Source organism: Kitasatospora sp. NPDC097691 (assembly GCF_040302665.1).
Taxonomy (GTDB): Bacteria; Actinomycetota; Actinomycetes; order Streptomycetales; family Streptomycetaceae; genus Kitasatospora.
The window spans coordinates 23,911-47,852 of record NZ_JBEORY010000012.1; the positions used below are offsets into that span (position 1 = coordinate 23,911).

A 23,942-nucleotide genomic window follows, 5' to 3' on the forward strand; every position below is an offset into this window, starting at 1 on the left:
TGGAGACCTCATGCCAGCCACGCCCCCGAGGCCGTCACAGGGGTCGGACAGACCTGGCAACTCTCCTACGACAAAGGGCGGTTCCGCTTGTGGACGCCGCATGCGTCCGCCCTCAGGCACACGGCACGGGCCGGCCCGGCACCCATCCCTCGGGTGCCGGGCCGGCCCGTGCCGGACGTGTCGCCGCGTCAGCGCGCGGCGGTCTTGCGGGTACGGCGGGACACCGAGTCCAGGACCACGGCGGCGAGCAGGACGGCGCCGGTGATCATGTACTGGATGGCCTGGTTGACGTGGACCAGGTCGAGCCCGGTGATGATCGACTGGATGACCAGGATGCCGAGCAGGGCCGACCAGGTCTTGCCGCGTCCGCCGAACAGGCTGGTGCCGCCGATGACGGCCGCCGCGATGGAGTTCATCAGGACGTTGCCGCCACCGAGGATCTTGTCGGCGGAACCCTGCTGGGAGGCGATGAACAGGCCGCCGAGGGCCGCCATGCCGGCGGAGATCATGAAGACCGAGATCCGGACCCAGGCGACGTTGATGCCCGCACGCCGGGCGGCCTCCACGCCGCCGCCGACCGCGAAGATCTGCCGGCCGTAGCTCGTGCGGCGCAGGACGAAGTCGGTGATGACGACGACGGCCAGGAAGACGAGCAGCGGCATCGGCAGGCCGCGGTCCTGGTTGAGCATGTAGGCGGCGGTCAGCGCGATGGCGGCAAGGACGGCGGTGCGCAGCGCGATCTCGCTCATCGGGCGTGCGGCGAGGCCGGCGGCGGCGCGACGGCGGGCGTCCAGGATCTGTCCGACGGCGAAGAGCGCGATGCCGAGGACGGCGAGGCCCCAGGTGTAGGCGATGTCGCCGTCGCCGAGGAAGTACGTGTCCAGGTTGGCCAGGACGCCGTCGTTGACGACGTTGACGGTGCCCTTGTCGCCGAGGACGTACTGCTGCAGGCCGCTCCAGGCGAGCAGGCCGGCCAGGGTGACGACGAACGCCGGGACGCCGATCTTGGCGAAGAAGAAGCCGTGCAGGGCGCCGATGGCGACGGCGGCGCCGATGGCGATGAGGCAGGCGACCCACTCGTTGTACCCGGAGCGCACGGACAGCACGGCGGCGATCGCGGCGGAGACGCCGGCGACGGAGCCGAGCGAGAGGTCGATCTCGCCGAGGAGGAGCACGAAGACGATGCCGACGGCGATCAGGCCGGGGCCGGCGATCCACTTGGTGATGTTGGTGAGGTTGTCGGCGTTGAGGAAGTCGCCGGTGATGCCCTGGAAGATGGCGCCGATGAGGATCAGGCCGAGGACGACGGGCACGGAGCCCAGGTCGCCGTTCTTCATCTTCCGCTTGAACTCGGCGAGGTAGCCGGCCAGGCCGGCCTCGCGGACGAGCAGTCGGGGGTCGACCGCGGGGGCGCCCGGAGCCGGGGCCGCCGGGGCGGGGGTGGTCTGTTCGGTGCTCACTTCGCGTCCTCCGCGAGTCGGGCCTGACGACGGGTGACGGCGTTCTCGGTGGCGCCGGTGATGGCGGAGATGATCTCCTCGTGCGAGGTGTCCGCCACCGCGAAGACGCCGTTGTTCCGGCCCAGGCGCAGGACGGCGACGGTGTCGGCGACGGCCTTGACGTCGGCCATGTTGTGGCTGATCAGGATGACGCCGAGGCCGCGGTCGCGCAGGCGCTCGACGAGGTCGAGGACCTGGGCGGTCTGCTCGACGCCGAGGGCGGCGGTGGGCTCGTCCAGGATGACGATCTTGGGGTCGCCGACCAGGGCGCGGGCGATGGCGACCACCTGGCGCTGGCCGCCGGACAGGGCGGCGATGGGGATGCGCACGCTCGGGATGCGGATGGAGAGCGTGTCGAGGAGTTCGCGGGCGCGCTTCTCCATGGCGACCTCGTCGAGCGTGCCGAACCGCTTCAGCTCACGGCCGAGGAAGAGGTTGCCGACCACGTCGAGGTTGTCGCACAGTGCGAGGTCCTGGTAGACGGTGGCGACGCCGAGGGCCTGGGCGTCGTGCGGGCGGCCGATGGAGACGGGCTGCCCCTCCCACTCGATCGTCCCCTCGTCGATGGGGTGGACGCCCGCGATGGTCTTCACCAGCGTGGACTTTCCGGCGCCGTTGTCGCCCACCAGGGCCACCACCTCGCCGGCGTGTACCTCCAGGTGCACGTCGGTGAGTGCCTGGACGGCGCCGAAGCGCTTGGAGACCCCGCGCAACGCCAGTACGGGTGCGCCTGTCACGTGAACCATCTCCTTCTTCCCGTGCGCGCCGTGACGGTGGGTGGGCGGCCGGGGTGGCCCGCGCGCCGTGCGGAGCGGGCGGGTGAACGTCGAAAAGGGGCTGTCGGGGCGGGCCGGGGCCGGCCGCGAGCTGCGGGCGGGCTCCCCGGGGAGGCGGGGAGCTCCGCCCGGGCGGTGCTACTTCAGGCCGGCGGTGGCGCAGGCGGCGGCGTAGTCCGCGGTGCAGATGTCGGCGGCCTTGTAGAGGCCGTCGGCGATGACGGTGTCGCTGATGTTGGCCTTGGTGACGACCTTCGGGTCGAGCAGCTTGGCCGGGATGCCCTTGTCGGTGGCGCTGTCGACGGTCCCGGTGGCAACGGACTTGACGTCCTTGCCCTGCAGGAGGTCGACGGCCAGCTCGGCGGCGCTGTCGGCGAGCGGCTTGTAGGCCTTGTAGATGGTGTAGGCCTGGTCGCCGTTGACGATCCGCTGGATGGCGTCGAGGCCGGCGTCCTGGCCGCCGACCGGGACCTTGATGCCCGCGCCCTGGAGCTGGGTGATGATGGCGCCCGCCATGCCGTCGTTGGCGGAGTAGACGGCCTGGAAGCCGTCCTTGCCGAGCTGGGTGATCGCGGCACCGATCTTCTGGCCGGCGACGGTGGGCTTCCACTCGCCGGACTGCTCGTAGACGACCTTCTTCACCTTGCCGTCGAGCACCTTGTGCGCACCGGCCTTGAACTGGCCCGCGTTCGGGTCCGCGTCGTCACCGTTGATCATGACGACGTTGGCGTCGGCGGCCTGCGCGCCGAGCGCGTCGACCAGCGCCTGGCCCTGGAGCTCGCCGACCTTCTCGTTGTCGAAGGAGGCGTAGGCGGCGACCGGGCCGGTGGCCAGGCGGTCGTAGGCGACGACCTTGACGCCCTTGGCGGCGGCCTCCTTGACCCAGGACTGGGTGGAGGTGGCGTCGAAGGCGTCCAGGACGATGACCTTCACGCCCTGGGCGATCAGGGTGTCGAACTGCTGCTTCTGCTTGGCTGCGCTGCCCTCGGCGTTGTTGTAGAGCACCTTGCAGTCCGCACACAGCGCCTTGACCTTGGCCTCGATGAACGGCCGGTCGAAGGACTCGTAGCGGGTCGAGGACGCGTTCTCGGGCAGCAGCAGGCCGATGGACTTGGTGTCACCGCTCGCGGCGGAGTCCTTCTTGTCACTGCCGGCCTTGCCGCAGGCGGCCATGGACAGGGCCATCGAGACGGCTGCGGTGGCGATGACGGCGCGACGCATCATTGCGTTCATGTGGGGGTGCCTCCCTGACGTCGCCGCGACGGTGCGGCGGAGTGGGAGGGAGTCAACCCGCATCTGCCAGATGGAGTCAAGAAGTAAATCCAAGGCGAGAGAAGGCGGGGCCTTTTCGTTATCTTCCTGAACGCATCCATCACCTGAAAGGGGTGCCATGAACACGCAATGCGGCGCTGTCGCGACTATCAGTGACGATGACAGTGTGCAGGCAGGGGCAGGCGGGGACTTCTGCGGCGGTTCAACACGGACGGGACACCGTAGGAGCCCTGGCAGTGACGCCTGGGGCTGATGCGTTCAAGATGTGTCGGCTGGGGTATAGTCCGCAGGTCGGCTGCGGACCCGTGGCAGCGGACCCGCCGACGCCGCATCCCGGCTCGGCCCGCCCTACGGGGCCGACTCACGCACCCGGACCGGGATCTGACGGAACCTCAGCGGTGGCGCGAGCGGACAACGCAAGCCCTCGGCCCCGGCTCGACCCCTCAGCCGCGCAGTCGGCGGGCCCGGAGGTACTCGCGGCCGAGCAGGCGCAGCGCGGCCCCCTTGGCGGGGCTCGCGGAGCGGCGCAGCAGCGCGCCCAGGTCGGCGCGGGCGGCGGCGCTGACGAGCCGGTCCACCCCGAGCAGGCAGCGGACCATCGGCCGGTGGGCGGCCGGCACCAGTTCGACGACGGCGCCGCCCTCGGCGAGGGTGCGGTCGGCGCGGTCGAGCAGTTCGCCGAGCAGCGTCCGGACGGCCGGCAGGTCGCGGGCCTGTTCCAGGTCGGCCCGGGTGACGCCGTGCCGGCGCAGGGTCTCTGCGGGGACGGTCAGCCGGCCCTCGGCCAGGTCCTCGGCGAGGTCGTTGACGAAGTCGAGCCGCTGGGCGGCGTCGATGTAGGTGCGGCAGGCGGCGCGGTAGGCCGCCTGGTCGCCGTCCGGGCCGAGCAGTCCGGCGACGAGCATGAAGCCGGGCAGCGAGTACCCGTCCACGTAGGCCTGGTACTCCTCCTCGGTGGCGAACCCGGTGAAGTCGAGGTCCGCGTCGGCCGCGGCCAGGAAGTCCAGGACGTGCCCGCGCAGGGCGGGGTGCGCGGCGACGCTGTTCAGCAGCGGGCGCAGCTCGGGGTCGTCGGTGCGGTCGGCGTCGAGGCTCCCGGTGACATCCCGCTGCCACCGGGCGGACGCCGCCCGGCGCTCGGCGAGCGGGCCGCTGTCGAGCAGGGTGTCGGTGCGGTGCATGAAGGCGGCGGCCGCGATCACGTGCGGGACGGTGCGGTCCGGGAGCAGCAGGCCGGCGGCCAGGGTGACCTCCCGCTTGTACCGGGCGACCTGTCGGCGCTGTCGGCCGTAATCGGCCCGCAGCCCGGGGTCGTGCACGCCGGCCGCGTCCAGCGCCCGCTCCCACCTGCTCACTCGGTTCACCCAATCGTTTGTTCGATCGGGGCCGAGCGTAGTGGGTGGGAGCCCGACGGCCTATTCCGGTCCCGGCCCGGGGGCGGGGACCGGAGGGGCCGGCCCCGGGCCGGCACCCCGGACCGGTCAGCGCTGGCGGATCGTGGAGAAGCCGCAGGCCGGGGTGCAGAGGGTGACGATGCCGCTGTAGCGGTAGGTGGTGCGGCCCTTGGTGATGCTGTGGACGGTGAGCTTCTCCCGCAGGTTGAGTTCCCGGCAGCGCGGGCAGGCCGCACTGACCGGCTTGCCCCAGGGGCGGTTCGGGTCGAGCTTGGTGTACGCGACCGCCATCAGGACGACGGCGAGGCCGGCGCCGCCGAAGCCGATGACCCGCCACACGCCGTCGGAGGACTCCCGGCGGTCGATCATCTCGTCGTAGGAGTAGGTGCCCCCGCCGCCGTGGTTGGACCAGATCCGGCACTCGCTGTCCCGGGTCATGGTGTGGCCGTCGCAGGTCGGCGCGGTGTCGGGGTCGGACTTGCCGACCACCAGCGCCAGGAACAGGCCTATCGCGGCCAGGACGCCCAGCACGATCATGGTAGTGGTCCGGCTGCGGCCGGTGTGCAGTCGCTTTCGCTCGTTGTACGCCGTATCGATCACAGCCTGGGCCATGTTGCCCCCGTCGACCGCCACCACTGTCTCCTGTTGTCCGGATGTCCGTACTGCTCGCGTTCCGAGCCGAATGTCCCCCTCGGTGAGGGGGCGACACGAACCCACCATGATCGACGCGTGATCGCACCCGACTTGGGGAGCTTTTGACCTTTCAGCTGCCGGTCGTGACCGAGGTCAGGTACGCGGCCGCCTTGGCCGGGTCGAGGAACCACCGCGCCACGTCCGCCGGGTCGTTGAAGTTGTTGGCGAAGCGGTCGGCCACCGCCTGGTGTTCGCCGGCCGCGACGAGCAGGTCGAGGACGTGCGGCGGCGGCGGGGCGAGCATCGCGTTGGACCAGGTGGTGACCGGGCCCGCGATCTCCCAGAAGCCGTCGAAGGCGGCCTGCTGGAAGTCGCGGTCGAAGGGCTTGTCGCCGTGGGCGAGGATCGCCTCCAGGTAGACCGCCGCGCACTTGGCGGCGTTGTTGGCCCCCTGCCCGGTGACCGGGTCGTTGGTGACGACGACATCCGCCACACCCAACACCGCCCCGCCGCCCGGCAGTTCGCCGACCGGGCGGCGCACCACCGGGGCGAAGCGCCCGGCCAGGGTGGCGCCGGCGTCGGTGAGTTCGACGCCGGAGCGGGCCCGGTCGTACTCCCAAGGCGTGAAGGTCTTCATCAACTCCAGCGTCACCCGCAGGTGTTCGGCCGGGTCGCGGAGCCCGTCGAAGGCGTCCGCCGGGCCGCCCGGCATGGCCTCCCAGAGCAGGATGTCGCAGGGCCCCGACATGGTCAGGGCGGGCATCACGAAGAACTCGCCGATGCCGGGCACCACGTTGCAGCGCACCGCGGGGAAGTCGTGCTCGGGGCGCGGCGCGAGCCCGTGCACGTAGGCGGCGGCCAGCGCGCGCTGCGGCCGCTCGTGCGGCGAGTGCGCGTGGTCACGCTCGAACAGCGAGCCCAGCACGCCCTTGCCGGAGGCGACCAGGACCAGGTCGTACGAGCCGACCAGGTGCTGCAGGTCGGCGGCGGTCACCGTGCGCAGCTCCACCCGGCCGCCGCGCTCGGCGAAGGCCTCCAGCCAGGTGGACATCTTCAGCCGCTGGTCGACGGACTGCGCGTAGGCGTCCAGCCGCCCCACCCAGTCGATCATCCGCGCCGCCTCCGGCAGGGCCACCGACACCCCGACGCCCTCGATCCGGGGCGCCTCGTCGGCCCACAGGTCGAGGCCGAGGGCGCGCTCGGTGCGCAGCGCGGAGTCGAACATGCACTGGGTGGACAGCACCCGTCCGGCGCGCACCTCCTCCGCGCTGCGGTCCGTCAGCACCGTCACGTCGTAGCCGTGGGCCTGCAGCCCGAGGGCCAGTTGGAGTCCGGCCTGCCCGGCACCGACGATCAGAACTCTGCGCATCGCCCCTGCTCTCCTGGTGGTACGTCCCGGCGCGGCAGCGGCTCCGTCCGGCTGCCCCGTGGCCTGGATACCAGTCATCGGCGCGCGCGTCCACGGGCCGCGCAGCGGGGGCGGGTTTCGGACCGGCGGTTTCGCTCACGGTTCGTCAGTGGCGGGCCCGGCGGAGTCGGCGGCGGGGAAGACGATCGGGCTGATCAGGTACGGATCCCGGTCCGGCGCCGGGCCGTTGGCCAGCCTCGGCGCCAGCACCGCGAACAACTCCCCGCTCAGTTCGGCGATTTCCTCCGGGCTGAGCCAGAAGGTGCCCTGCCGGTAGGAGACGCCCTGGGCGGTCGGGTCGGCGTCGTCCCGATCGAGGTAGGCGTTGAACTCGGCGAGCAGGACGGCCATCGCGGCCGCGAAGCCCCGGCGGTGGTCCTCCCTCGACATCCCGGCGGCGGTGGCGCCGTCCACCGCCGGGCGGTCCTCGCGCAGCCGGTAGTGCCGTTCCACCGCGCCGCGCACCCGCTGCTCCGCCGCGACCTCCAGGAAGCCCGCCTCGGCGAGCAGCGCGACGTGCCGGTACACCGTCACCTTCGACACGCCCGACAGGCGTTCGCACAGTTGCGTGGTGGTGAGCACCCGGCCCCCGGCGAGGGCGTGCACCACGCGCAGGCGCACCGGGTGGAGGAGGAGGTCGGCGGGATCGTGGTCCATTGCTCCACGATTTCACAGCCGCTACCATTCTCAAAGATGAAAACAGTCAGCGCCCGGAAAGCGGATCCGGGCGCGCGGAACGGGGGGACCGGCACATGCGCCAGGAACGGCACTCACGACAGGCACGACAGGCACCACAGACATCGCAGGCACCACAGGTATCGCAGGCACCGCAGGCACGTCGGACGAGCGGGCGGGAAGTGACCGTCAACGGACGGCCGCTGTACGTCGAGGAGTCCGGCCGGGGCACCGACCACGTCCTCTTCGAGGCGGGCCAGGGCCTCGGCCGCACCTCCTGGGACCCGGTCCTGCCGCTGCTCGCCGACCGCGCCCGACTCGTCGCGTACGACCGCTCCGGCTTCGGCCGCAGCCCACGCAGCGACGCGCCGCTGACCGTCGAGGACCTGGCGGCCGACCTGGTCGCCCTGGCGGACCTCGCCGTCCCCGGCCGCTTCGTGCTGGTCGCCCACAGCATGGGCGGCCTCGTCGCCCGCCTCGCCGCCGAGCGGCTGGCACCCCGGCTGCGCGGGGTGCTGCTGGTCGACCCCACGCCGGAGACCGCCCCGGCGTACGACGCCATGGAGCAGATCGCCCGGCGGGTCGACCGGACGCTCGCGGTCGTCGGGCCCCTGCTCCGGGTCCGGGCGGTCGCGCGCCTGGCCGGCGGAGAGGTCCGCCGGGTCTTCCCGCCCGACACGTACACCACCATGCTCGCCGAGGACTTCGTCCCGGCCGGCATCAGCCAGACCCGGCGCGAGTTCCGCGCCGTGGCCGCCGCCGTCCCCCGGCTGCGCGCCCAGCCCCCGACGCCCCCGGCCTGCCCGACCGTCCTGCTGTCCGCCGACCGCCCCCGCCGGGGCGGCGAACGCACCCACCCGGCCCTCCAGGAACACCAGCGCCGCTGGACCGAGGCCCTTCCCGACGGTCGGTACGAGCGCGTGGACTCCGGCCACTTCATCCAGGCCGAGCAGCCCGCACTCGTCGCCGACCGCGTCCGCGAGCTGCTCGACCTCGACTGACGGCCCTGTGTCGGCGCGTCGGGCACACCGGTCGTCCGACCGAGAGGAGGAGTGACACGGCCGCGCGCATCGCGCACCCGGCGGCGCCGCGCGGCGCCCTGAGGAGGCGTCAGGAGGCGCGGGCGGCGAACGGCATCGCGTCGGCCCACTCCCGGCGGGCGTGTCCGGCCTCGACCAGCGCCGCCGTGACGGCGAGCAGTCCGTCGGGCTCGACGTCGGGCGGGACGTCGACGGCGACGAGGCGTTCGCCCGCCCACTCCCGCCATGATGCCGCAGTCGCCGGGCACCGACCTCCGACGGGCAGCGACGGACGGCTCAGCCCGTGACCAGCCGTCGGCCGTTGATCTCCTCGGGCCGGATCCGGACCCAGCGCGGCCGGTCGCCGCCCGCCCACGGCGCGGCACCGGCGAGGCCGGCCAGGCGTTCCAGCTCCCCCGGGTCGTCCACGTAGTGGGCCGGGCCCAGGGCGAGCACGCTCCAGCCCCGGCCGAGGTACTCGTCGATGTGGTCGACCTGGAAGGAGACCGCCGCGCCCTCCTCCGGCGCGGTGGCATGGCGCACACCGGTCCGGTAGGCGAAGGAGGCCCGGTCGACCACGTAGTTGACGGGCAGCACCACCGGCCCCGGCTCGACCGACAGGCCGATCCGGCCGATGCCGTGGGTGCCGACGAGCTCCCAGCACTCTGCCTCGCTGAGGTTCTGCAACCGCGGCCGCGGCCCGGGGCCGCCGTGTCCGGGCGGGGCGTCGGCGCGGCCCGCCAGCAGTTCGTCGGGGCTGCTGCCGAGGGCGGCGGCGATCCGGACGAAGCCCCCGGGGTCGAAGCCGGGCCCGGCCTCGAGGAGGTGCCGCAGGTAGCGGGGCGCCATCGCCGCCCGGCGCGCCAGGTCCTCCTCGCCGAGGCCCAGCTGTTCCCGCCGTTCGGCGATCCGGCGGGCCACGACGGTGGGGTCGGGGGTGTCGTGCACGGTGGTGACTCCTCGGCTTGCCGGGGGTGTTCGGGCCGCGGGCCGGGCGCAGCCCGCTGCGGGTCCGTCGGGTTGACCAGGGCGGACCCATCCAAGCGCCCGCCCTGCGGCAAGTCGAGCAACGGCCCGGCCCGTGCGTGTCGGCACGCACCGTCGGCGGTGTCGGCACGCACCGTCGGCCGTGTCGGCACGCACCATCGCCGGTGCGGCGGCCGGGGATCGCGGCGCCCGGAATCCGGCCTTGATCGCCCACCACCCGGCTGCGATCATCGGCCTGACGCGGAATCAGGTCCGGGTTCACAACGGGGAGGAGTGCCATCCGTGATCGTCGTGACGGGTGCCACCGGTACGGTCGGGTCCAAGGTGGTCGTGGGGCTGCGGGAGCGCGGTGCGGCGGTGCGGGCGCTGGTGCGCGCCGGGTCCCCGGGGCCGGCCGAGTGGGACGACGCGGTCGAGCGGGTGGCCGCGGACTTCGCGGACCCGGATTCGCTGGACGCGGCCCTGGCGGGGGCCGACGTGGTCTACCTGCTGGTGGCCGTGCACCCCGAGATGGCCGGGCACGAGCGGAACGTGATCGACGCCGCGGTGCGCACCGGGCGCCGCCCGCGGATCGTGCTGCACGCGGCGGCGGGCGTCGAGCACCGCCCGGAGGGCGTGCGCTTCGTCGGCTCGCACGTCAGCGGGCTGGACCACCTGCGCGCCTCCGGCCTGCCGTGGACGGTCCTCGGGCCGAACGGCTTCTACCAGAACTTCCTGGGCATGGCCGAGTCGGTGAAGGCCGGCACCCTGGCCGTGCCGGGCGGCACGGGCGCGGTGTCGTACGTGGACGCCCGGGACGTCGCCGCGGCGGCCGTCGAGGTGCTGGCGACCGACGGCCACGAGGGTGCCGTCTACACCCTGACCGGCCCGGCCGGGCTCACCCACGGCGAGCTGGCCGAGCAGCTGGGCGCGGTGGCGGGCCGCGAGGTGGCGTACACCGCGCTCGCGCCGGAGCAGGCCCTGGCCGGGATGGTCGGCGCGGGCTGGGACCCGTGGCGGGCCGAGGGCATGGTCGAGTTGTACGGGCTGTACGCGGCCGGGCACGCCTCGGCGGTCAGCCCGGACGTGGAGAAGCTGACCGGTCGTCCGGCCCGCTCCTTCGCCGAGTTCGCCGCCGAGCACGCGGCCGTCTTCAGCGCCTGACGGACAGTCATATCTACGGGCGGTCACCCCTCACGGCGCGGCCGCCCGCGGCGGAAGGCGCGCCCGCCCCGGCGCGGACCTCACCCCGCCGCGGCGCTCCCCCGGTCCCACCGGGCCGGGGCGAGCGCCGCGAGCATCACCGCCGCCGTGAGGGCGAACGCCCACGGGTAGCCCGTCCTGCCCGCGACCGCCCCGAACGCGACCGCCCCGACGCCCATCGCCCCGTCGTAGGCGACGTTCCACAGCGCGGTCACGGTGCCGTACCCGGACGCCGGCACCCGGGTGTACATCAGCGCCAGCGTCGCGTTCTGCGCGATGCCGAAGCCGACGCCGAACACCGCCGCCCCCGCGACGACCGCCACCGCGCTGTCCGTCCACGTCAGCAGCAGCACCCCGGCCCCCGAGGCCAGCAGGGCGGGCAGCACCAGCCCGGCCGAGCCGCGCCGGTCCCCGTGCCGCCCGGCCACCCAGCGGGCGAGCGTCGCCGCCCCGGGCTGGACCAGCAGTGCGACCGCGACGGTTCCGCCGGACGGGACGGCGAGCGGCAGGAAGGTGACGATGACTCCCGCCGCCAGCGCCGTGGCGCCGAACACCGTGGCCGGTCGCAGCAGGGCGGCGCTGCGCAGCCCCTCCCGCAGGCCCACCGCCGGACCGGCCGCCGCCGTGCGGTCCGGGAGGGCGGGGACGGAGGCGACGGCGGCCAGCGGGGCCACCGCACCGATCGCGAACACCCAGCCCCAGCCCACGTGTTGGCCCAGCCAGACGCCGAGCGGCAGGCCGCACACGGACGGCACTCCGGAGACCACCCCGACCAGCGCGAGCCCCTCCCCGCGCCGTTCGGCCGGGATCAGCGAGGCCGTCAGCGCCCCGCCCGCCACCAGCGCGATCGCGAAGCCGATCCCGCGCAGCAGGCAGACCGCCACCACCGCCGCCATCGAACCGGTCGCGGCCAGCACCAGCGCGGGCGCGCCCAGCAGCACCAACCCGGCGGCCAGCACCGGCCGGTAGCCGTACCGGGCGGTCAGCGCGGGCGTGGCCAGTTCGCCCACGACGGTGGCCAGCATCAGCGCTCCGGTGGCCAGGCCCGCCGCGTGCTCGCCGCCGCCGGACTCCTGGGCGTACAGCGGGACGGCGGAGAGCAGCAGGTTGAAGCCGACGGAGGACCCGAACAGCGAGACGAAGCGCAGCAGCAGGGCCCGGGTCACCAGCGGCGGCCGGTCGGAACCGGCTTCCGGCGACGTGGAGTTGCTCGTCGTGGTCACCCGGTGACGGTACCGGCCCGAACGGGCCACCGGTGCGGTCCGGCTCCACTACCTCGACCCGGCGCGGCGGCTCAGCACGGCGGCTCAGCGCCTCGACCCGGCACCTCGACCCGGCACGGCGGCTCATGCGCCGGCTCAGTGCGGCGGTTCGTCACCCTCCCCGGTGAGCTCCGCGGCCAGCACGCCCAGGCTCTCCCGCAGCAGCCGCACCAGCGGGTCCTGGTCCCGGCGCGGGTGCCACAGGAGGGTGACCCGCAGCGGCCGAAGCCGGGCCGGAACGTCGACCGGCACCACGCCGAGGGCCGCGCCCAGCTCCCGGACCAGCGCGGCGGGGGCGACGGTGACCAGGTCCGTCCGGCCGACCAGCTGCAGCGCGGCGAGGTAGCCGGGGACGACGCAGCGGACGGTGCGGGGCAGGCCGGCGTCCTTCAACTCCCGGTCGAGCGCCTCCTCCGGCCGTCCGCTGCGGGAGACCAGGACGTGCTCGGCGGCGGCGAAGCGCTCGACGGTCATCGCGCCCCGGGTGAGCCCGTGGCCCGTCCGGACGGCGGCGGTGAGCCCCGCCCGCACCAGGCCGAGCGAGCGCAGGTCCGGGTACTTGGCCGCGTTGACGACGACGGCGAGGTCGGCGGTGCCGTCCCGGACGGCCTCGGCGCCGTCCCGCCCGCCGTCCGAGGCCAGCAGGCGCAGTTCGGCGGCGGGCGCGGACCCGGCGAGGCGGGCGAGCAGGTCGGCGCTCCGGGTCACGATCAGGTCCTGCGGCGCGACGACGGTCAGGCTCCGGTCGAGCGGCCGGGCCTGACGGTCGAGGAGCTGCTCGGCCTGTTCGAGCCACAGCCGCAGCCGCGGGCGGAGGTCCACCGCGGCGGCGGTGGGTCGCAGCCCGCGGCCCGAGCGCACCAGCAGCGGGTCCTGGAAGGCGCGGCGCAGCCGGCCGAGGGCGCGGCTGGTGGCCGGGACGGAGAGGTTGAGCCGGTGGGCGGCCCGGGTGACGGATCCCTCCTCCAGGAGGGCGTCGAGGACCACCAGCAGGTTGAGGTCGACCGAGGACAGTTGCACCAGGTGAAACTAGCAGTTGCCGTTTTGCCGATTGCCGCAAACCTGGAGGCGGCCTAGGTTCGAAGGAGAGCGACCGCAACCCGCCCGACCGGCCCTCCGCGCCGGGGCGGCGCCCCGTCCGTCGCCGCTTCCGCCCACGACCCGGAAGGGGTCCCGCATGCCCTCCGCCCTGCCCAGGCGCGTCCACCGACCGCCGCGCGAACGCCGTGTCCTCGGCCCCGTCGGCCTGACCGTCGTCTGCGGCGCCTCGATGTTCATCACCAGCCTGGACTCCACCGCGGTGAACGTCGCGCTGCCCGCCCTGCGCACAGAACTGTCCGCCGGCCCTTCGCAGTTGGCCTGGATCGTGGACGCCTACACGCTGACCCTCGCGGTGCTGCTGCTCCTGTCCGGTGCGCTCGGGGACCGGCTCGGCCGGCGCACCATGTTCCGTGCCGGGCTGCTGGTCTTCGGGGCCGGCTCGCTGGGCTGCGCACTCGTCGGCGGCGCCGACCAGCTGATCGCGGTCCGCGTCCTCCAGGGCTGCGGCGCCGCGCTGCTCGGCCCGAACGCACTGTCCACCCTGACCACGGCGATCGACGATCCGGTCCGCCGGGCCCGCGCGATCGGTTTCTGGGCGGGGATCTTCGGGCTGGCCGCCGCCGTCGGACCGCTCGTCGGCGGCTCACTCGTCGACGCCCTGGGCTGGCGGTGGATCTTCCTGGTGAACCTGCCGGTGGCCGCCCTGGCGCTGGGCGCGTCGGTGCGGATGCCGGAGACCAGGGGCGCCACGGCCCGTCCGCTCGACCCGGCCGGGCTGGCGCTGGGCGCGGTCGCCGTGTTCGCCGCCACCGAACTGCTCATCGACGGCGCCCACCACGGCTTCGGCGGCGTCACCACGGTCGTCTGCGGGGTGCTGGCGCTGGGCGGCGGCGCCGCGTTCGTCGCCGTCGAACGGCGCCGCGCGCACCCGGTGTTCCCGCTCGCGCTGCTGCGCCGCCCGACCTTCACCGCCGCCACCGTCAGCGCGGTGCTGGTGTTCGCGATCCTGGCCGGGTTCCTGTTCGTGTCCAGCGTGTACTGGCAGCAGCAGCGGCACGCCTCCGCCCTGGAGACGGGACTCGCGCTGCTCCCGGCGACCCTGGCGATCGCCGTGGTGTCGCCGCTGAGCGGGCGGCTGATCCACGTGGTCGGCGCGCGCCGGCTGCTGGTTGGCTCCGGCCTGCTGCTGGCGCTGGGCGCCGGACTGCTCGCCCTGGCCGCCGGGGGCGACGGCTACCTGCCGTACGCCGCTGGGTACCTGGCGCTCGGGCTCGGGTTCGGCCTGGTCAACCCGCCGATCACCAACACCGCGGTGACGGGCCTGCCTCCGCAGCGGGCGGGCGTGGCCTCCGCCCTCGCCACCACCTCCCGCCAGCTCGGCAACACCCTGGGTGTGGCCGTGCTCGCCTCGGTCGCGGCCGGACCCCACCTGGACCAGCGGCGCGCCTGGCTGGTCGCGCTCGGCCTGGGCCTGGCCGTCGCGGCGATCAACGCCACGGCCGGCCGCCCGCGCCACCGGGCCGGGGCCGAAGCGGCACCGGACGCGCCGCAGCCCGAGCGCGTCGGCGCCCGCTGAGGAACGCTCCGCTGACGAGCCGCCTGCTCGGGGGCGCCTGCTCGGGGGCGTCGGCTCGGGAGCGTCGGCTCGGGGGCGTCGGCTCGGGAGCGTCGGCTCGGGGGCGTCGGCGCCCGACGGTGAAGCGGTTGCCAAAGATCCGTCAAAACCGCCCCGCACGTGTCTGTCCGGCCCGGCGACCAGGGAGCATACTGTGCTGCGCGGCTCGCACCGAGCGACAGGGCCCACCCGGACCCGGCCCGGCTGCGCCGCGACGGGGGAGGTCGGAATCGTGGCAGTGGCCGTGATCGTCGCCGTGGTGCTCCTGCTCTGGCTGGTGACCGGCGTGCGGGTGGTGCAGCAGTACGAACGCGGCGTGGTGTTCCGCGTCGGGCGGGTCCGCGGCCGGGTCCGCGAGCCGGGCGTCACCCTGCTGTTGCCGGTGCTGGACCGGATGCGCAAGGTCAACGTCCAGGTCATCACCATGCCGGTGCCCGCGCAGGAGGGCATCACCAAGGACAACGTCTCGGTCAGCGTCGACGCGGTGCTGTACTTCCGGGTGATCGACCCGATCAAGGCCACCGTGGACGTGCAGAACTACGCCTTCGCCATGCTGCAGGTCGCCCAGACCTCGCTGCGCTCGATCATCGGCAAGAGCGAGCTGGACGACCTGCTCTCCGGCCGGGAGAACCTGCACCAGGGGCTGGAGGTCATGCTGGAGAGCCCGGCGACCGGCTGGGGCGTGCACATCGACCGGGTGGAGATCAAGGACGTCAGCCTGCCCGACTCGATGAAGCGCTCGATGGCCCGCCAGGCCGAGGCCGACCGCGAGCGTCGGGCCCGGATCATCACCGCCGACGGCGAGTTCCAGGCCGCGTCCAAGCTCGCCGAGGCGGCCGTCAAGATGGCCGAGACCCCGGCGGCGATGCAGCTGCGGCTGCTGCAGACGGTGGTGGAGGTCGCGGCGGAGAAGAACTCGACGCTGGTGCTGCCGTTCCCGGTGGAGCTGCTGCGCTTCTTCGAGGCCTCCGCCGCCCGGATCGCGGACGGCTCGGCCGACAGCGGCAAGGCCGCCGCAGCCCCGACCCAGCCGCCCGCCGTACCCGCGCAGTCCCCGGCCGACGGAAGCTGACCACCCCGCGCGGCCGCCCGGGCACCCGCCCGGGCCGGCCGCTCCGAGTGGCCGCGTACCCATAGCTCGTCTCTATGGCCCCATAGATCCGAACCGACTACATCCGCGCCCCACCTCGGGGTTGGCTGAACGGGTCCAGACCACCTCCCGCTGCGCCCGACCGGAGGACCGCCCGTCATGCCTCGCCCGATCAGAGTCGCGATCGTCGGAGCCGGCCCCGCCGGCATCTACGCCGCCGACGCCCTGCTGAAGTCCGACGCCGCCCGGACGCCGGGCGTCTCGATCGACCTGTTCGAGCGGATGCCCGCCCCGTTCGGCCTGATCCGCTACGGCGTCGCACCCGACCACCCGCGCATCAAGGGCATCGTGACGGCCCTGCACCAGGTCCTCGACAAGCCGCAGGTCCGGCTGTTCGGCAACGTCGACTACCCGACCGACCTCGCCCTCGACGACCTGCACCGGTTCTACGACGCCGTGGTCTTCGCCACCGGCGCGACCGCCGACCGGCCGCTGGACCTGCCCGGCATCGACCTGGACGGCTCCTACGGCGCGGCCGACTTCGTCTCCTGGTACGACGGCCACCCCGACGTGCCCCGCAGCCGGCCGCTGGACGCCGAGAAGGTCGCGGTGCTCGGCGTCGGCAACGTCGCGCTGGACGTCGCCCGCATCCTCGCCAAGACCGCCGACGAGCTGCTGCCCACCGAGATCCCCGGGAACGTCCAGGAGGGCCTCGAGCACAACCGCGCCCGCGAGGTGCACGTCTTCGGCCGCCGCGGCCCGGCCCAGGCCAAGTTCAGCCCGATGGAGCTGCGCGAGCTGGACCACTCCCCCACCATCGAGGTGATCGTCAACCCCGAGGACATCGAGTACGACGCCGGCTCGATCGCCGAGCGCCGCGCGGCCAAGCACGTCGACCTGGTCGCGTCGACGTTGGAGAACTGGGCGATCCGCGACGTCGGCGACCGCCCGCACCGGGTCTTCCTGCACTTCTTCGAGTCCCCGGCGGAGATCCTCGGCGAGGACGGCCGGGTGGTCGGGCTGCGCACCGAGCGCACCGAGCCGGACGGCACCGGCAATGTGCGCGGTACCGGCCGCTTCACCGACTGGGACGTCCAGGCGGTGTACCGGGCCGTCGGCTACTACTCGGACGAGCTGCCCAAGCTGCCCTTCGACCCGGTCTCCGGCACCGTCCCGCACACCGCCGGCCGGGTCGTGGACGGCGACGGCTCGCACCGCACCGCGACCTACGTCACCGGCTGGATCAAGCGCGGCCCGGTCGGCCTGATCGGCCACACCAAGGGCGACGCCAACGAGACCGTCGCCTGCCTGCTGGACGACCACGCCTCCGGCTGGCTGCCCGGCGCCACCGAGCCCGATCCGGCGGCGGTGGAGGAACACCTGCGCGGCCAGGGCGTCCGGTACACCACCTGGGCGGGCTGGCAGCTGCTCGACGCCCACGAGCGCGCGCTCGGCGAGGCCGAGGGCCGCGAGCGGGTCAAGGTCGTCGAGCGCGAGGAGATGCTCCGCCACAGCGGGGCGTGAGCGCTCCCCGCTCCTTCACCGGAAACCACCGGAATTCCCCCGGAACCGGCACCGGAAGCGACACGGGAACCGACAACGGAACCGACTCCGGAACCGACAGCGGAGCCGACTCCGGAACCGACAACTGAACCGACACCGGGCCACGCCGACCGGATTTCGGCCGATTCCGGAGCGGGGAATTCCCGAGGGTCGCCGCCGATCGCCGCACCGCGTCCGTCACGGGCGGACGATCGGCAGCAGCACCTCGTCCACGATCTCCTCCGGGTCGAGCTGCACCGCGTCCCCGCCGCACATCTTGATCCGGTACAGCATCAGTGCCGGCACCACGTCGGTGACCAGCGGGGTGACCGCCCCCGGGCGGACCTCGCCGCGCGCGGTCCCGCGCTCCAGCACCTCGGCGATCAGCGCCGTCGTCGGCTCGACCACCCGCTCGAAGACGATCTCCACGAAGGCGTGCGCCCGCTGGTGGTCGAGTTCGCTCATGATCGCCCGGACGGCGGCGCCCAGCTCGCTGAACATCGCCTCGCGCAGCCTGGCCACGACTTCCAGCAGGTCACCGCGGAGACTGCCGGTGTCGGGGGCCGACGCGCCGGGCGGCAGGCTGGCCCTCAGCGCGTCCTTCACCAGGTCCTCCTTCGAGGACCAGCGCCGGTAGAGCGCGGCCTTCCCGGTCTGCGCGGCGGCGGCCACACCTTCCATGGTCAGCCGGGCGTAGCCGTCGGTGGTGAGCTGCTGGAGGACCGCCTCGTAGATGGCGCTCTCCAACGCCTCGCCGCGTCGCCGCAGCGGGGCGCCCGCCACCGGTCCTCGCACGGCATCCGTTTCAGCGGTCATGGTTGTGCACCTTCTTCAGTCGTCCTTCCTCGATCCCATCGGTACACGCATTCGCCCGCGCCGCGGTTCTCCGGCCGTCCGCTTCTCTGCACAAGGAAACGGCCGGGGCCGGGGCGCACGGGCGAACGGGCTTTCCCTCGCACACGGGTTTTCCCTCTCACGCGGGTTTTCCCTGTCCCGGGGCTACTCACGATGTTAGTGAACGAACCCGTTCCCTCCCAACCCTTGTCACCCGATGCCGTCAGGAGCCGAGCAGTGACACGGCCAGCTCCCGCAACGCGTCCGCCAGCCGCTCCCCCTCGCCCTGCTCCAGCAGGCGCAGGATCGGGTCGCTGTGCAGCGCGCCGAGCAGGATGTGGGCGGTGAGTTCGGCGTCCAGCTCCGGCCGCTGCTCGGCGAGCAGGGCGGCGAGGTGCTCGTGCCACGCCCGGTAGACCGGGTGCGCCTCGCGCGGCCCCTGGTCGGACGACGGCGGGTTCGCGGAGACGGCCTGGCCGAGCGCGGCCAGCAGGCTCTTGTTGCGGGAGACGACGTCGACCACCGCGTCCAGGAAGGCGAGCAGCCGCTCCCGGGCCGGGGCGCCGGGGCCCAGCGGCGGCGGCCCGCTGCGCACCGCCTCCTCCAGGTCGAAGGCCCGCTCCTGCATCAGCGCCCGCATCAGGCCCATCCGGCTTCCGAAGCGGTGGAAGACGGTGCCCTTCCCCACCCCGGCGGCGGCCGCGACCTGTTCCATCGAGATCTGCTCGGGCCGGTGGCCCGCCAGCAGTTCCTCGGTCGCCCGCAGGATCGCGCGCCGGTTCCGGGTCGCATCGGCGCGTTCGCGTCGGCCTTCCGTCATGGAGTCCTCTTCATGGGGTCCTCTTCCCTCGCGAACAACTGGACCGCTGGTCCGGTACGGTCCCGGAGCAAGAAACTGACCGCCGGTCAAGTTTATCCCGGACCGGCCGACCAGGGGCGGAAGCCGCCCCCGCGCCGAGCGCGCCGGGTGCGCCGTCCCCCGCCGCGCCCACTGGCACCCGGTGCCAACCGGCCGACTTGCGAGGAGTGTTCGCCCGGATACGCTTCGAACAGAGGCTCCCCGGTGCCCGCGCCACGAACCGTGAGCGCGCTCCCGCCCGGCGGGACCGGGACGGGACCGTCGCCCCATGCGGACGGGGCGCGACCGGCGGTGGCATGGAGGAGCAGGCCGGCCCGACCGGCCTGCGGAACCCACCGTGGAGGTCACCATGACCGACAGAACGGCCAGTGCGGCGCTGGTGGCGGCCGGTGCCGCGGCGCTCTTCGCCGCCATCAGCGTCGCCGCGGCGGCCCGGGCGTGCAGGTGCCCGGTCGAGCACGGCGAAGGCGGCCACCGAGCGAGGCGCCGGCCGCACATCGGGCACGCGCCCGGCGGCGGCCCCAGACACAAGTGCCCCAACCCGCCGAACTGCAACTGACGCCGCCATCGATCCTCCTGTCCGTCGACCAGCTCGTGGATCCCGCCCCCGGAGCGCCCGTCGCGCCGGGGGCGGGCGCCGGTCCGGACCGGGGCCGCCACACTCGGCCACCGCGCTCAGCCGCTCGCCGGCCGGCGCGGGAGCACCGCGTGCACCCGGGTGCCGCGCCCGAGCGCGTCCACGGTGCAGCTGCCGCCGATCTCCGCGGCCCGCTCGGACATCGACCGCAGCCCCACCCCGGGGTGCGACGGTCCGCCGCGCCCGGGGCCCTGCCCGTCGTCGTCGACGACGAGCTCCAGCTCGCCGCCGTCCACCCGCACGGACACCGTCGCACTGCTCGCCCGGGCGTGCCGCAGCACGTTGTTCAGCGCCTCCGCGGTGATCCGGTAGACGGCGACCTCCACGGCGGCGGGCAGCTCCGGCAGCGGGTCGGGCTCCAGCCGGGCCGTGACGGCGAGGTCGTCGTCGCTGAAGGTCTCCGCGAGCCGGCCCAGCGCCCGCGACAGCCCGTAGTCGCCCAGCGCGGTGGGCCCGAGCCGGTCGGTGATCCGCCGCACCTCCCGGACCGCCGTGGCGAGGTCGTCCGCGACCCGCGTCAGCGCGCCGGAGAACATCGCCGGGTCGTCCACCGCGGCCGCTCCCTGCAGCCGCAGCCGCAGGCCGGCCAGCATCGGGCCGAGCCCGTCGTGGATGTCGCGGCGCAGCTGCCGGCGCTCCTCCTCGCGGGCCGCGACGATCTGCTCGCGGCTGGCCCGCAGGTCCTCCATCAGCTGCAGCGAGGCGACGGCCGGCGCGGCCTGGTCGGCGAGCGAGCGCAGGATGTCGCGGTCGCTGTCGTCGAGGGTCTGCTGGCCGGAGCGCGGGGCGACGGTGAGCCGGCCGATCTCGGCGCCCCGGTGCACCAGGGCGAAGCCCTCGCCGCTGCCGGAGCGGTCCCCGACGGCCGCCAGCGGGCGTTCGCCGCCGCGGGTGGAGACGGTCAACGCCACGCCGGAGAGCCGGAGTTCGTCACTGACCGTGGCGCAGAGCACGGCGGGCACGTCCTGCGGGTCGACGGTCTGGCTGACGCGTCCGGCCAGGCTGCGCAGCACCTGGTACGGCTGGGCGCGCGCGCCGTAGTACCAGCGGTCGACGACGCCGGAGGCCCAGCGCACGCCCCGGGGCAGGCCGGCCGCGAGCAGGAGGACGGCGGCGACCAGCAGCAGCGCCCCGGCGCCGCGTCGGCCGGGCATCAGCATGGTGGAGAGCAGGCAGGCCACCAGCACGAACACCACGACCAGCCCGGCCGCGACCAGCAGTCCGACCAGGACCCGCCGGGCCGCCCGGTCGAGCCGCCAGGAGCCGTCGCGGACGACGACGGCGGCCAGGGTGAGCGTCCACAGTGCGGAGGCGACGGTGAAGGCGATGTACGAGGGCGTGACCTGGCCGTCGAAGTAGTAGCCGAGTTCGGCGAGGTCCCACAGCAGGTAGACGCCGAGACCGATCAGGACGTTCTGCCGGCGCCGCCGGGACACCCCGCGGGTGCGGGCGAGCGGGACGAGGATCACCAGGACGGTCAGCACGACGAACACGACGAGCTGGGCGATGTGCATCCGGTCGTTGAACGTCCGCAGCCAGCCGGCGACGGCGGTGTCGGCCAGCGGGTTGGGCCGGCCGAACACCGTGGGCTGGTAGACGTAGTAGCAGGCCTGGGGCAGGATCCACAGGGCCAGCGCGCCGATCGCGTACCACCACCGGCGGCCGGGCAGGGTCCCGGACGGCAGCCACAGCGGCAGTGCGTGCCACAGCGGGCCGGTGATGGCGTACCCGACCGACACCAGGACCACCACGGCCCCGACGACCCGGGGGTCGCTCACCTCCACCCAGACCGGGGCCTGGACGGCGAGCGGGACGATCAGCGCCGTCCCGTACACGAGCAGCACCCAGCCGAGCTGGGTGCCCGGGCGGTGGGCGTGCAGCAGCACCCCACCGGCCACCGAGGCGAGCCCGGAGCCCAGCACCGCCAGGTGGTGGGCGGGCTGGGAGATGCCGGCGGCACCCTGGTGGCTCAGGACGTAGCCGACCCACAGGCCGCCGGCCACCAGGCAGACGACGGCGCACACGCCCGCCATGGCCAGTTGACGCTCCGCCGGGCCGGACCGGGGCCGCCACCAGGCTCGCCCCGCACTCTCCGCAGCCATGAGCACCCCGTCCTCTCCGACGACCCACCGGATGGCAGCAGTCTCCTGCACCCGGTGTCCCGGGCACATGAGGCAGCGGCCCCGACGGGGCGCGGCACCCCGGACGGGTGTCCGCCGAGGGCCCGCGCGGCAGCGGCGTGCGGTCTGCCGGACGGGAGCCACGACCCCGGGTCGACGGCCGGGCAGTCGTGGAACCTCCAGGCGCCCTCCGGGTCGTACGGATCGCCCGCACGACCGCCACCGGTTCGCCGGCCCGGTCCAACATCCCGACGGCGACGCCCAGTTACCTGGTGGTACCGGCCTGACGACACCGCTAGTGTCCCTTTCCGCCGTGGTCCCGCCCGGGCAGTGCCGCCCGGCCGCGACCACGGCGGAGCCGTTCACCCGCACCGTCACAAGGAGACACCCCCATGGTCAACCCGGACACGACCGGCCGGGGCCGCGCGCAGGAGACGGTGGCGGCGGCGCTCGACCGGGCCGCCGCGACCGAGCACCTCAACGCGTTCGTCACGCTCGACGCCGAGGGCGCGCTCGCCACCGCGGCCCGCCACGACGCCCCCGACGGGTCCGGGGAGAAGCCCGCCCCCTGGAGCCTCGTCGTCAAGGACAACATCCACGTCGCCGGCCTGCCCAACACCGCCGGCACCCCGGCGCTCGCCGACTTCGTCCCCGCTACGGACGCGCCCGTCGTCCGGGCCCTGCGCGCCGCGGGGGCGATCGTCCTCGGCAAGACGAACATGCACGAGCTGGCCCTGGGCGCCACCTCGTGCAACCACGCCTTCGGCGCCGTCGGGAACGCCACCGACCCCACCCTCTTCGCGGGCGGCAGCAGCGGCGGTACGGCCGCTGCGGTGGCGGCGGGCGTCGCCGACGCCGGGCTCGGCACCGACACCGGCGGCTCGATCACCATCCCCGCGGCCCTCAACGGGATCTACGGCCTGCGCCCCAGCGCCGGACGCTACCCCTCGGCGGGCGTCACGCCGCTGTGCCCCACCCGGGACACACCCGGGCCGATGGCGAACACCCTGGACCGCCTCCGCACGCTGGACACCCTCGTCACCGGCGAGACCGGTAGCCCGCAGGACCCGGGGCGCCCGCTCCGGTTCGGCCTGCCGAGGCACGTGTTCACCGAGGATCTGGAGGGCCCGGTCCGGGCCGCCTGGCAGGACGCCGTCGAGCGGCTCACCACCGACCGGACCACCTGGGTCCCGGTGGACACGGCGCACCTGGTCGAGTTCGACTCCCGGATCGGATTCCCGCTCGTCTTCGGCGAGTTCGCCGACGCCCTCGGCCGCTACCTCGACGGACACCGCGCCGGGCTCACCCCGGCCGACGTCCTCGACGCGGTCGGCGACCCCGTCATCGGCGACATGCTCAAGGCCACCGCCCTGCCCACCGGCCCCGGGTACCCGGGGCCCGCCGCCCTCCAGGGGGCGCTCGCCCAGCGCCGGGTGATGCAGGCCGCCTACGAGGACCTGTTCACGACCAACGGCCTGGACGCGATCCTCAGCCCCGCCGTCCCGGTGTGCGCCCGGCCGCTGCGCCGTTTCGAGGACTCCCTCCCCCTCAACGGGCAGGCCGTGCCCACGTTCTTCACCCTGATCCGCAACACCTCCCCCGCCGCCGTCGCTGGCCTCCCGTCGGTCACGGTGCCCCTTCCGGTCACCGCGTCCCCGCCCGTCGGCCTGCAGCTGATCGGGCGTCGGACGGCCGACCGGGAGCTGCTGTCCGTGGCCGTGCGGGTCGACGCCCTGGTGCGGCGCGGGTAGCCGACCGCAGCGTCACCGCCTTGACTGGTGATGGGACGTCACATCACCGGTCGAAGCGGTAACGGAGTCGGCGCAGCCGGTCCGGCATGTCCGGAGCAGTGGAAAATGCCGACGGCCGACGCGGAACGCCTGCTAGGGTCCGGGTGACCTGACGTTCGTGTGATCGAGGAGTGGCAGACGTGGCGGGTGACGACGACATCTCCGGGTGAGATCCGGAGCTGACGGCCACCGGCCGGCGCATCGGAAGCGCCGCAGCCGAAGTGGTCCGTTTCGTCGTACCCCTTTCCCGTGTCTGCCCAGGGCAGCGCTCCAAGGCCTGCCCGCACTCTCCTTCGAGGTCACCTCC

Annotated in this window: 20 protein-coding genes; 7 read left to right on the forward strand and 13 right to left on the reverse strand. The window is 74.1% G+C overall.

The annotated features are described in order from the left end of the window. Nucleotides 1–188: 188 nt before the first annotated feature. The 7 genes from ABTY56_RS11285 to ABTY56_RS11315 all read right to left on the reverse strand — a co-directional run bounded on the left by ABTY56_RS11285 (nucleotide 189) and on the right by ABTY56_RS11315 (nucleotide 7,639). Nucleotides 189–1,460 carry a sugar ABC transporter permease gene (locus ABTY56_RS11285; protein ID WP_350628320.1) on the reverse strand — a complete coding sequence of 424 codons (1,272 nt, stop codon included), beginning with the start codon at nucleotides 1,458–1,460 and terminating at the stop codon, nucleotides 189–191. Then, entirely contained in the window at nucleotides 1,457–2,245 is a 789-nt protein-coding gene (locus tag ABTY56_RS11290; RefSeq protein WP_350628322.1) for an ATP-binding cassette domain-containing protein, read from the reverse strand. The genes ABTY56_RS11285 and ABTY56_RS11290 overlap by 4 nt, the downstream gene beginning before the upstream one ends. 168 nt (nucleotides 2,246–2,413) lie before the next feature. Beyond that, entirely contained in the window at nucleotides 2,414–3,508 is a 1,095-nt protein-coding gene (locus ABTY56_RS11295) for a sugar ABC transporter substrate-binding protein (protein WP_350628324.1), read from the reverse strand. A gap of 482 nt (nucleotides 3,509–3,990) precedes the next feature. After that, entirely contained in the window at nucleotides 3,991–4,911 is a 921-nt protein-coding gene (locus tag ABTY56_RS11300) for a phytoene/squalene synthase family protein (RefSeq protein ID WP_350628325.1), read from the reverse strand. A gap of 117 nt (nucleotides 4,912–5,028) precedes the next feature. Then, a complete protein-coding gene (locus tag ABTY56_RS11305) occupies nucleotides 5,029–5,574 on the reverse strand; it encodes a hypothetical protein (RefSeq protein ID WP_350628327.1) in 546 nt (181 codons plus the stop codon). Nucleotides 5,575–5,704: 130 nt separating this feature from the next. After that, nucleotides 5,705–6,943: a styrene monooxygenase/indole monooxygenase family protein gene (locus ABTY56_RS11310; RefSeq protein ID WP_350628328.1), complete on the reverse strand. Its 1,239-nt coding sequence runs from the start codon at nucleotides 6,941–6,943 to the stop codon at nucleotides 5,705–5,707. A 135-nt stretch (nucleotides 6,944–7,078) separates the two neighbouring features. Further along, nucleotides 7,079–7,639 carry a helix-turn-helix domain-containing protein gene (locus tag ABTY56_RS11315; protein WP_350628330.1) on the reverse strand — a complete coding sequence of 187 codons (561 nt, stop codon included), beginning with the start codon at nucleotides 7,637–7,639 and terminating at the stop codon, nucleotides 7,079–7,081. 200 nt (nucleotides 7,640–7,839) lie between these two features. Between ABTY56_RS11315 and ABTY56_RS11320 the strand changes: the two genes are divergently transcribed. Continuing rightward, entirely contained in the window at nucleotides 7,840–8,658 is an 819-nt protein-coding gene (locus ABTY56_RS11320; protein WP_350628332.1) for an alpha/beta fold hydrolase, read from the forward strand. A 315-nt stretch (nucleotides 8,659–8,973) separates the two neighbouring features. Here ABTY56_RS11320 and ABTY56_RS11325 read toward each other — a convergent pair whose 3' ends face one another. Continuing rightward, complete coding sequence (locus ABTY56_RS11325; RefSeq protein WP_350628334.1) at nucleotides 8,974–9,624, reverse strand: helix-turn-helix domain-containing protein; 651 nt, start codon at nucleotides 9,622–9,624, stop codon at nucleotides 8,974–8,976. A 321-nt stretch (nucleotides 9,625–9,945) separates the two neighbouring features. On the opposite strand from ABTY56_RS11325, the gene ABTY56_RS11330 reads away from it, so the two are divergent. After that, on the forward strand, nucleotides 9,946–10,806 hold the full coding sequence (locus ABTY56_RS11330) for an NAD(P)H-binding protein (protein ID WP_350628336.1): 861 nt from the start codon (nucleotides 9,946–9,948) through the stop codon (nucleotides 10,804–10,806). A gap of 80 nt (nucleotides 10,807–10,886) precedes the next feature. On the opposite strand, the gene ABTY56_RS11335 is transcribed toward ABTY56_RS11330, so the two are convergent. Beyond that, nucleotides 10,887–12,068, reverse strand: a complete 1,182-nt coding sequence (locus tag ABTY56_RS11335) for an MFS transporter (protein WP_350628337.1) — start codon at nucleotides 12,066–12,068, stop codon at nucleotides 10,887–10,889. A 135-nt stretch (nucleotides 12,069–12,203) separates the two neighbouring features. Then, a complete protein-coding gene (locus tag ABTY56_RS11340) occupies nucleotides 12,204–13,127 on the reverse strand; it encodes a LysR family transcriptional regulator (RefSeq protein WP_350628338.1) in 924 nt (307 codons plus the stop codon). A gap of 157 nt (nucleotides 13,128–13,284) precedes the next feature. Between ABTY56_RS11340 and ABTY56_RS11345 the strand changes: the two genes are divergently transcribed. The 3 genes from ABTY56_RS11345 to ABTY56_RS11355 all read left to right on the forward strand — a co-directional run bounded on the left by ABTY56_RS11345 (nucleotide 13,285) and on the right by ABTY56_RS11355 (nucleotide 17,377). Next, a complete protein-coding gene (locus ABTY56_RS11345) occupies nucleotides 13,285–14,724 on the forward strand; it encodes an MFS transporter (protein ID WP_350628340.1) in 1,440 nt (479 codons plus the stop codon). 271 nt (nucleotides 14,725–14,995) lie between these two features. Continuing rightward, nucleotides 14,996–15,835 carry a slipin family protein gene (locus tag ABTY56_RS11350; protein WP_502893086.1) on the forward strand — a complete coding sequence of 280 codons (840 nt, stop codon included), beginning with the start codon at nucleotides 14,996–14,998 and terminating at the stop codon, nucleotides 15,833–15,835. A gap of 177 nt (nucleotides 15,836–16,012) precedes the next feature. Further along, nucleotides 16,013–17,377, forward strand: coding sequence for an FAD-dependent oxidoreductase (locus ABTY56_RS11355; protein ID WP_350628342.1), 1,365 nt, complete (start codon nucleotides 16,013–16,015; stop codon nucleotides 17,375–17,377). A gap of 216 nt (nucleotides 17,378–17,593) precedes the next feature. On the opposite strand, the gene ABTY56_RS11360 is transcribed toward ABTY56_RS11355, so the two are convergent. Continuing rightward, nucleotides 17,594–18,211: a TetR-like C-terminal domain-containing protein gene (locus tag ABTY56_RS11360; protein ID WP_350628344.1), complete on the reverse strand. Its 618-nt coding sequence runs from the start codon at nucleotides 18,209–18,211 to the stop codon at nucleotides 17,594–17,596. A 241-nt stretch (nucleotides 18,212–18,452) separates the two neighbouring features. Further along, nucleotides 18,453–19,049: a TetR/AcrR family transcriptional regulator gene (locus ABTY56_RS11365; protein WP_350628346.1), complete on the reverse strand. Its 597-nt coding sequence runs from the start codon at nucleotides 19,047–19,049 to the stop codon at nucleotides 18,453–18,455. 388 nt (nucleotides 19,050–19,437) lie between these two features. Between ABTY56_RS11365 and ABTY56_RS11370 the strand changes: the two genes are divergently transcribed. Further along, a complete protein-coding gene (locus ABTY56_RS11370; protein ID WP_350628348.1) occupies nucleotides 19,438–19,647 on the forward strand; it encodes a hypothetical protein in 210 nt (69 codons plus the stop codon). Between the two features lie 116 nt (nucleotides 19,648–19,763). Here ABTY56_RS11370 and ABTY56_RS11375 read toward each other — a convergent pair whose 3' ends face one another. After that, nucleotides 19,764–21,827: a sensor histidine kinase gene (locus ABTY56_RS11375; protein ID WP_350628350.1), complete on the reverse strand. Its 2,064-nt coding sequence runs from the start codon at nucleotides 21,825–21,827 to the stop codon at nucleotides 19,764–19,766. Between the two features lie 410 nt (nucleotides 21,828–22,237). Between ABTY56_RS11375 and ABTY56_RS11380 the strand changes: the two genes are divergently transcribed. Further along, nucleotides 22,238–23,596: an amidase family protein gene (locus ABTY56_RS11380; RefSeq protein WP_350628352.1), complete on the forward strand. Its 1,359-nt coding sequence runs from the start codon at nucleotides 22,238–22,240 to the stop codon at nucleotides 23,594–23,596. The last annotated feature ends 346 nt before the right edge of the window (nucleotides 23,597–23,942 follow it).

Excerpts from the sequence above, each read along its gene's own strand:
- ABTY56_RS11290 (WP_350628322.1), bottom strand. The coding sequence starts at position 2,245 with ATGGTTCACGTGACAGGCGCACCCGTACTGGCGTTGCGCGGGGTCTCC.
- ABTY56_RS11295 (WP_350628324.1), bottom strand. The coding sequence starts at position 3,508 with ATGAACGCAATGATGCGTCGCGCCGTCATCGCCACCGCAGCCGTCTCG.
- ABTY56_RS11310 (WP_350628328.1), bottom strand. The coding sequence starts at position 6,943 with ATGCGCAGAGTTCTGATCGTCGGTGCCGGGCAGGCCGGACTCCAACTG.
- ABTY56_RS11315 (WP_350628330.1), bottom strand. The coding sequence starts at position 7,639 with ATGGACCACGATCCCGCCGACCTCCTCCTCCACCCGGTGCGCCTGCGC.
- ABTY56_RS11345 (WP_350628340.1), top strand. The coding sequence starts at position 13,285 with ATGCCCTCCGCCCTGCCCAGGCGCGTCCACCGACCGCCGCGCGAACGC.
- ABTY56_RS11355 (WP_350628342.1), top strand. The coding sequence starts at position 16,013 with ATGCCTCGCCCGATCAGAGTCGCGATCGTCGGAGCCGGCCCCGCCGGC.
- ABTY56_RS11360 (WP_350628344.1), bottom strand. The coding sequence starts at position 18,211 with ATGACCGCTGAAACGGATGCCGTGCGAGGACCGGTGGCGGGCGCCCCG.
- ABTY56_RS11365 (WP_350628346.1), bottom strand. The coding sequence starts at position 19,049 with ATGACGGAAGGCCGACGCGAACGCGCCGATGCGACCCGGAACCGGCGC.
- ABTY56_RS11370 (WP_350628348.1), top strand. The coding sequence starts at position 19,438 with ATGACCGACAGAACGGCCAGTGCGGCGCTGGTGGCGGCCGGTGCCGCG.
- ABTY56_RS11375 (WP_350628350.1), bottom strand. The coding sequence starts at position 21,827 with ATGGCTGCGGAGAGTGCGGGGCGAGCCTGGTGGCGGCCCCGGTCCGGC.
- ABTY56_RS11380 (WP_350628352.1), top strand. The coding sequence starts at position 22,238 with ATGGTCAACCCGGACACGACCGGCCGGGGCCGCGCGCAGGAGACGGTG.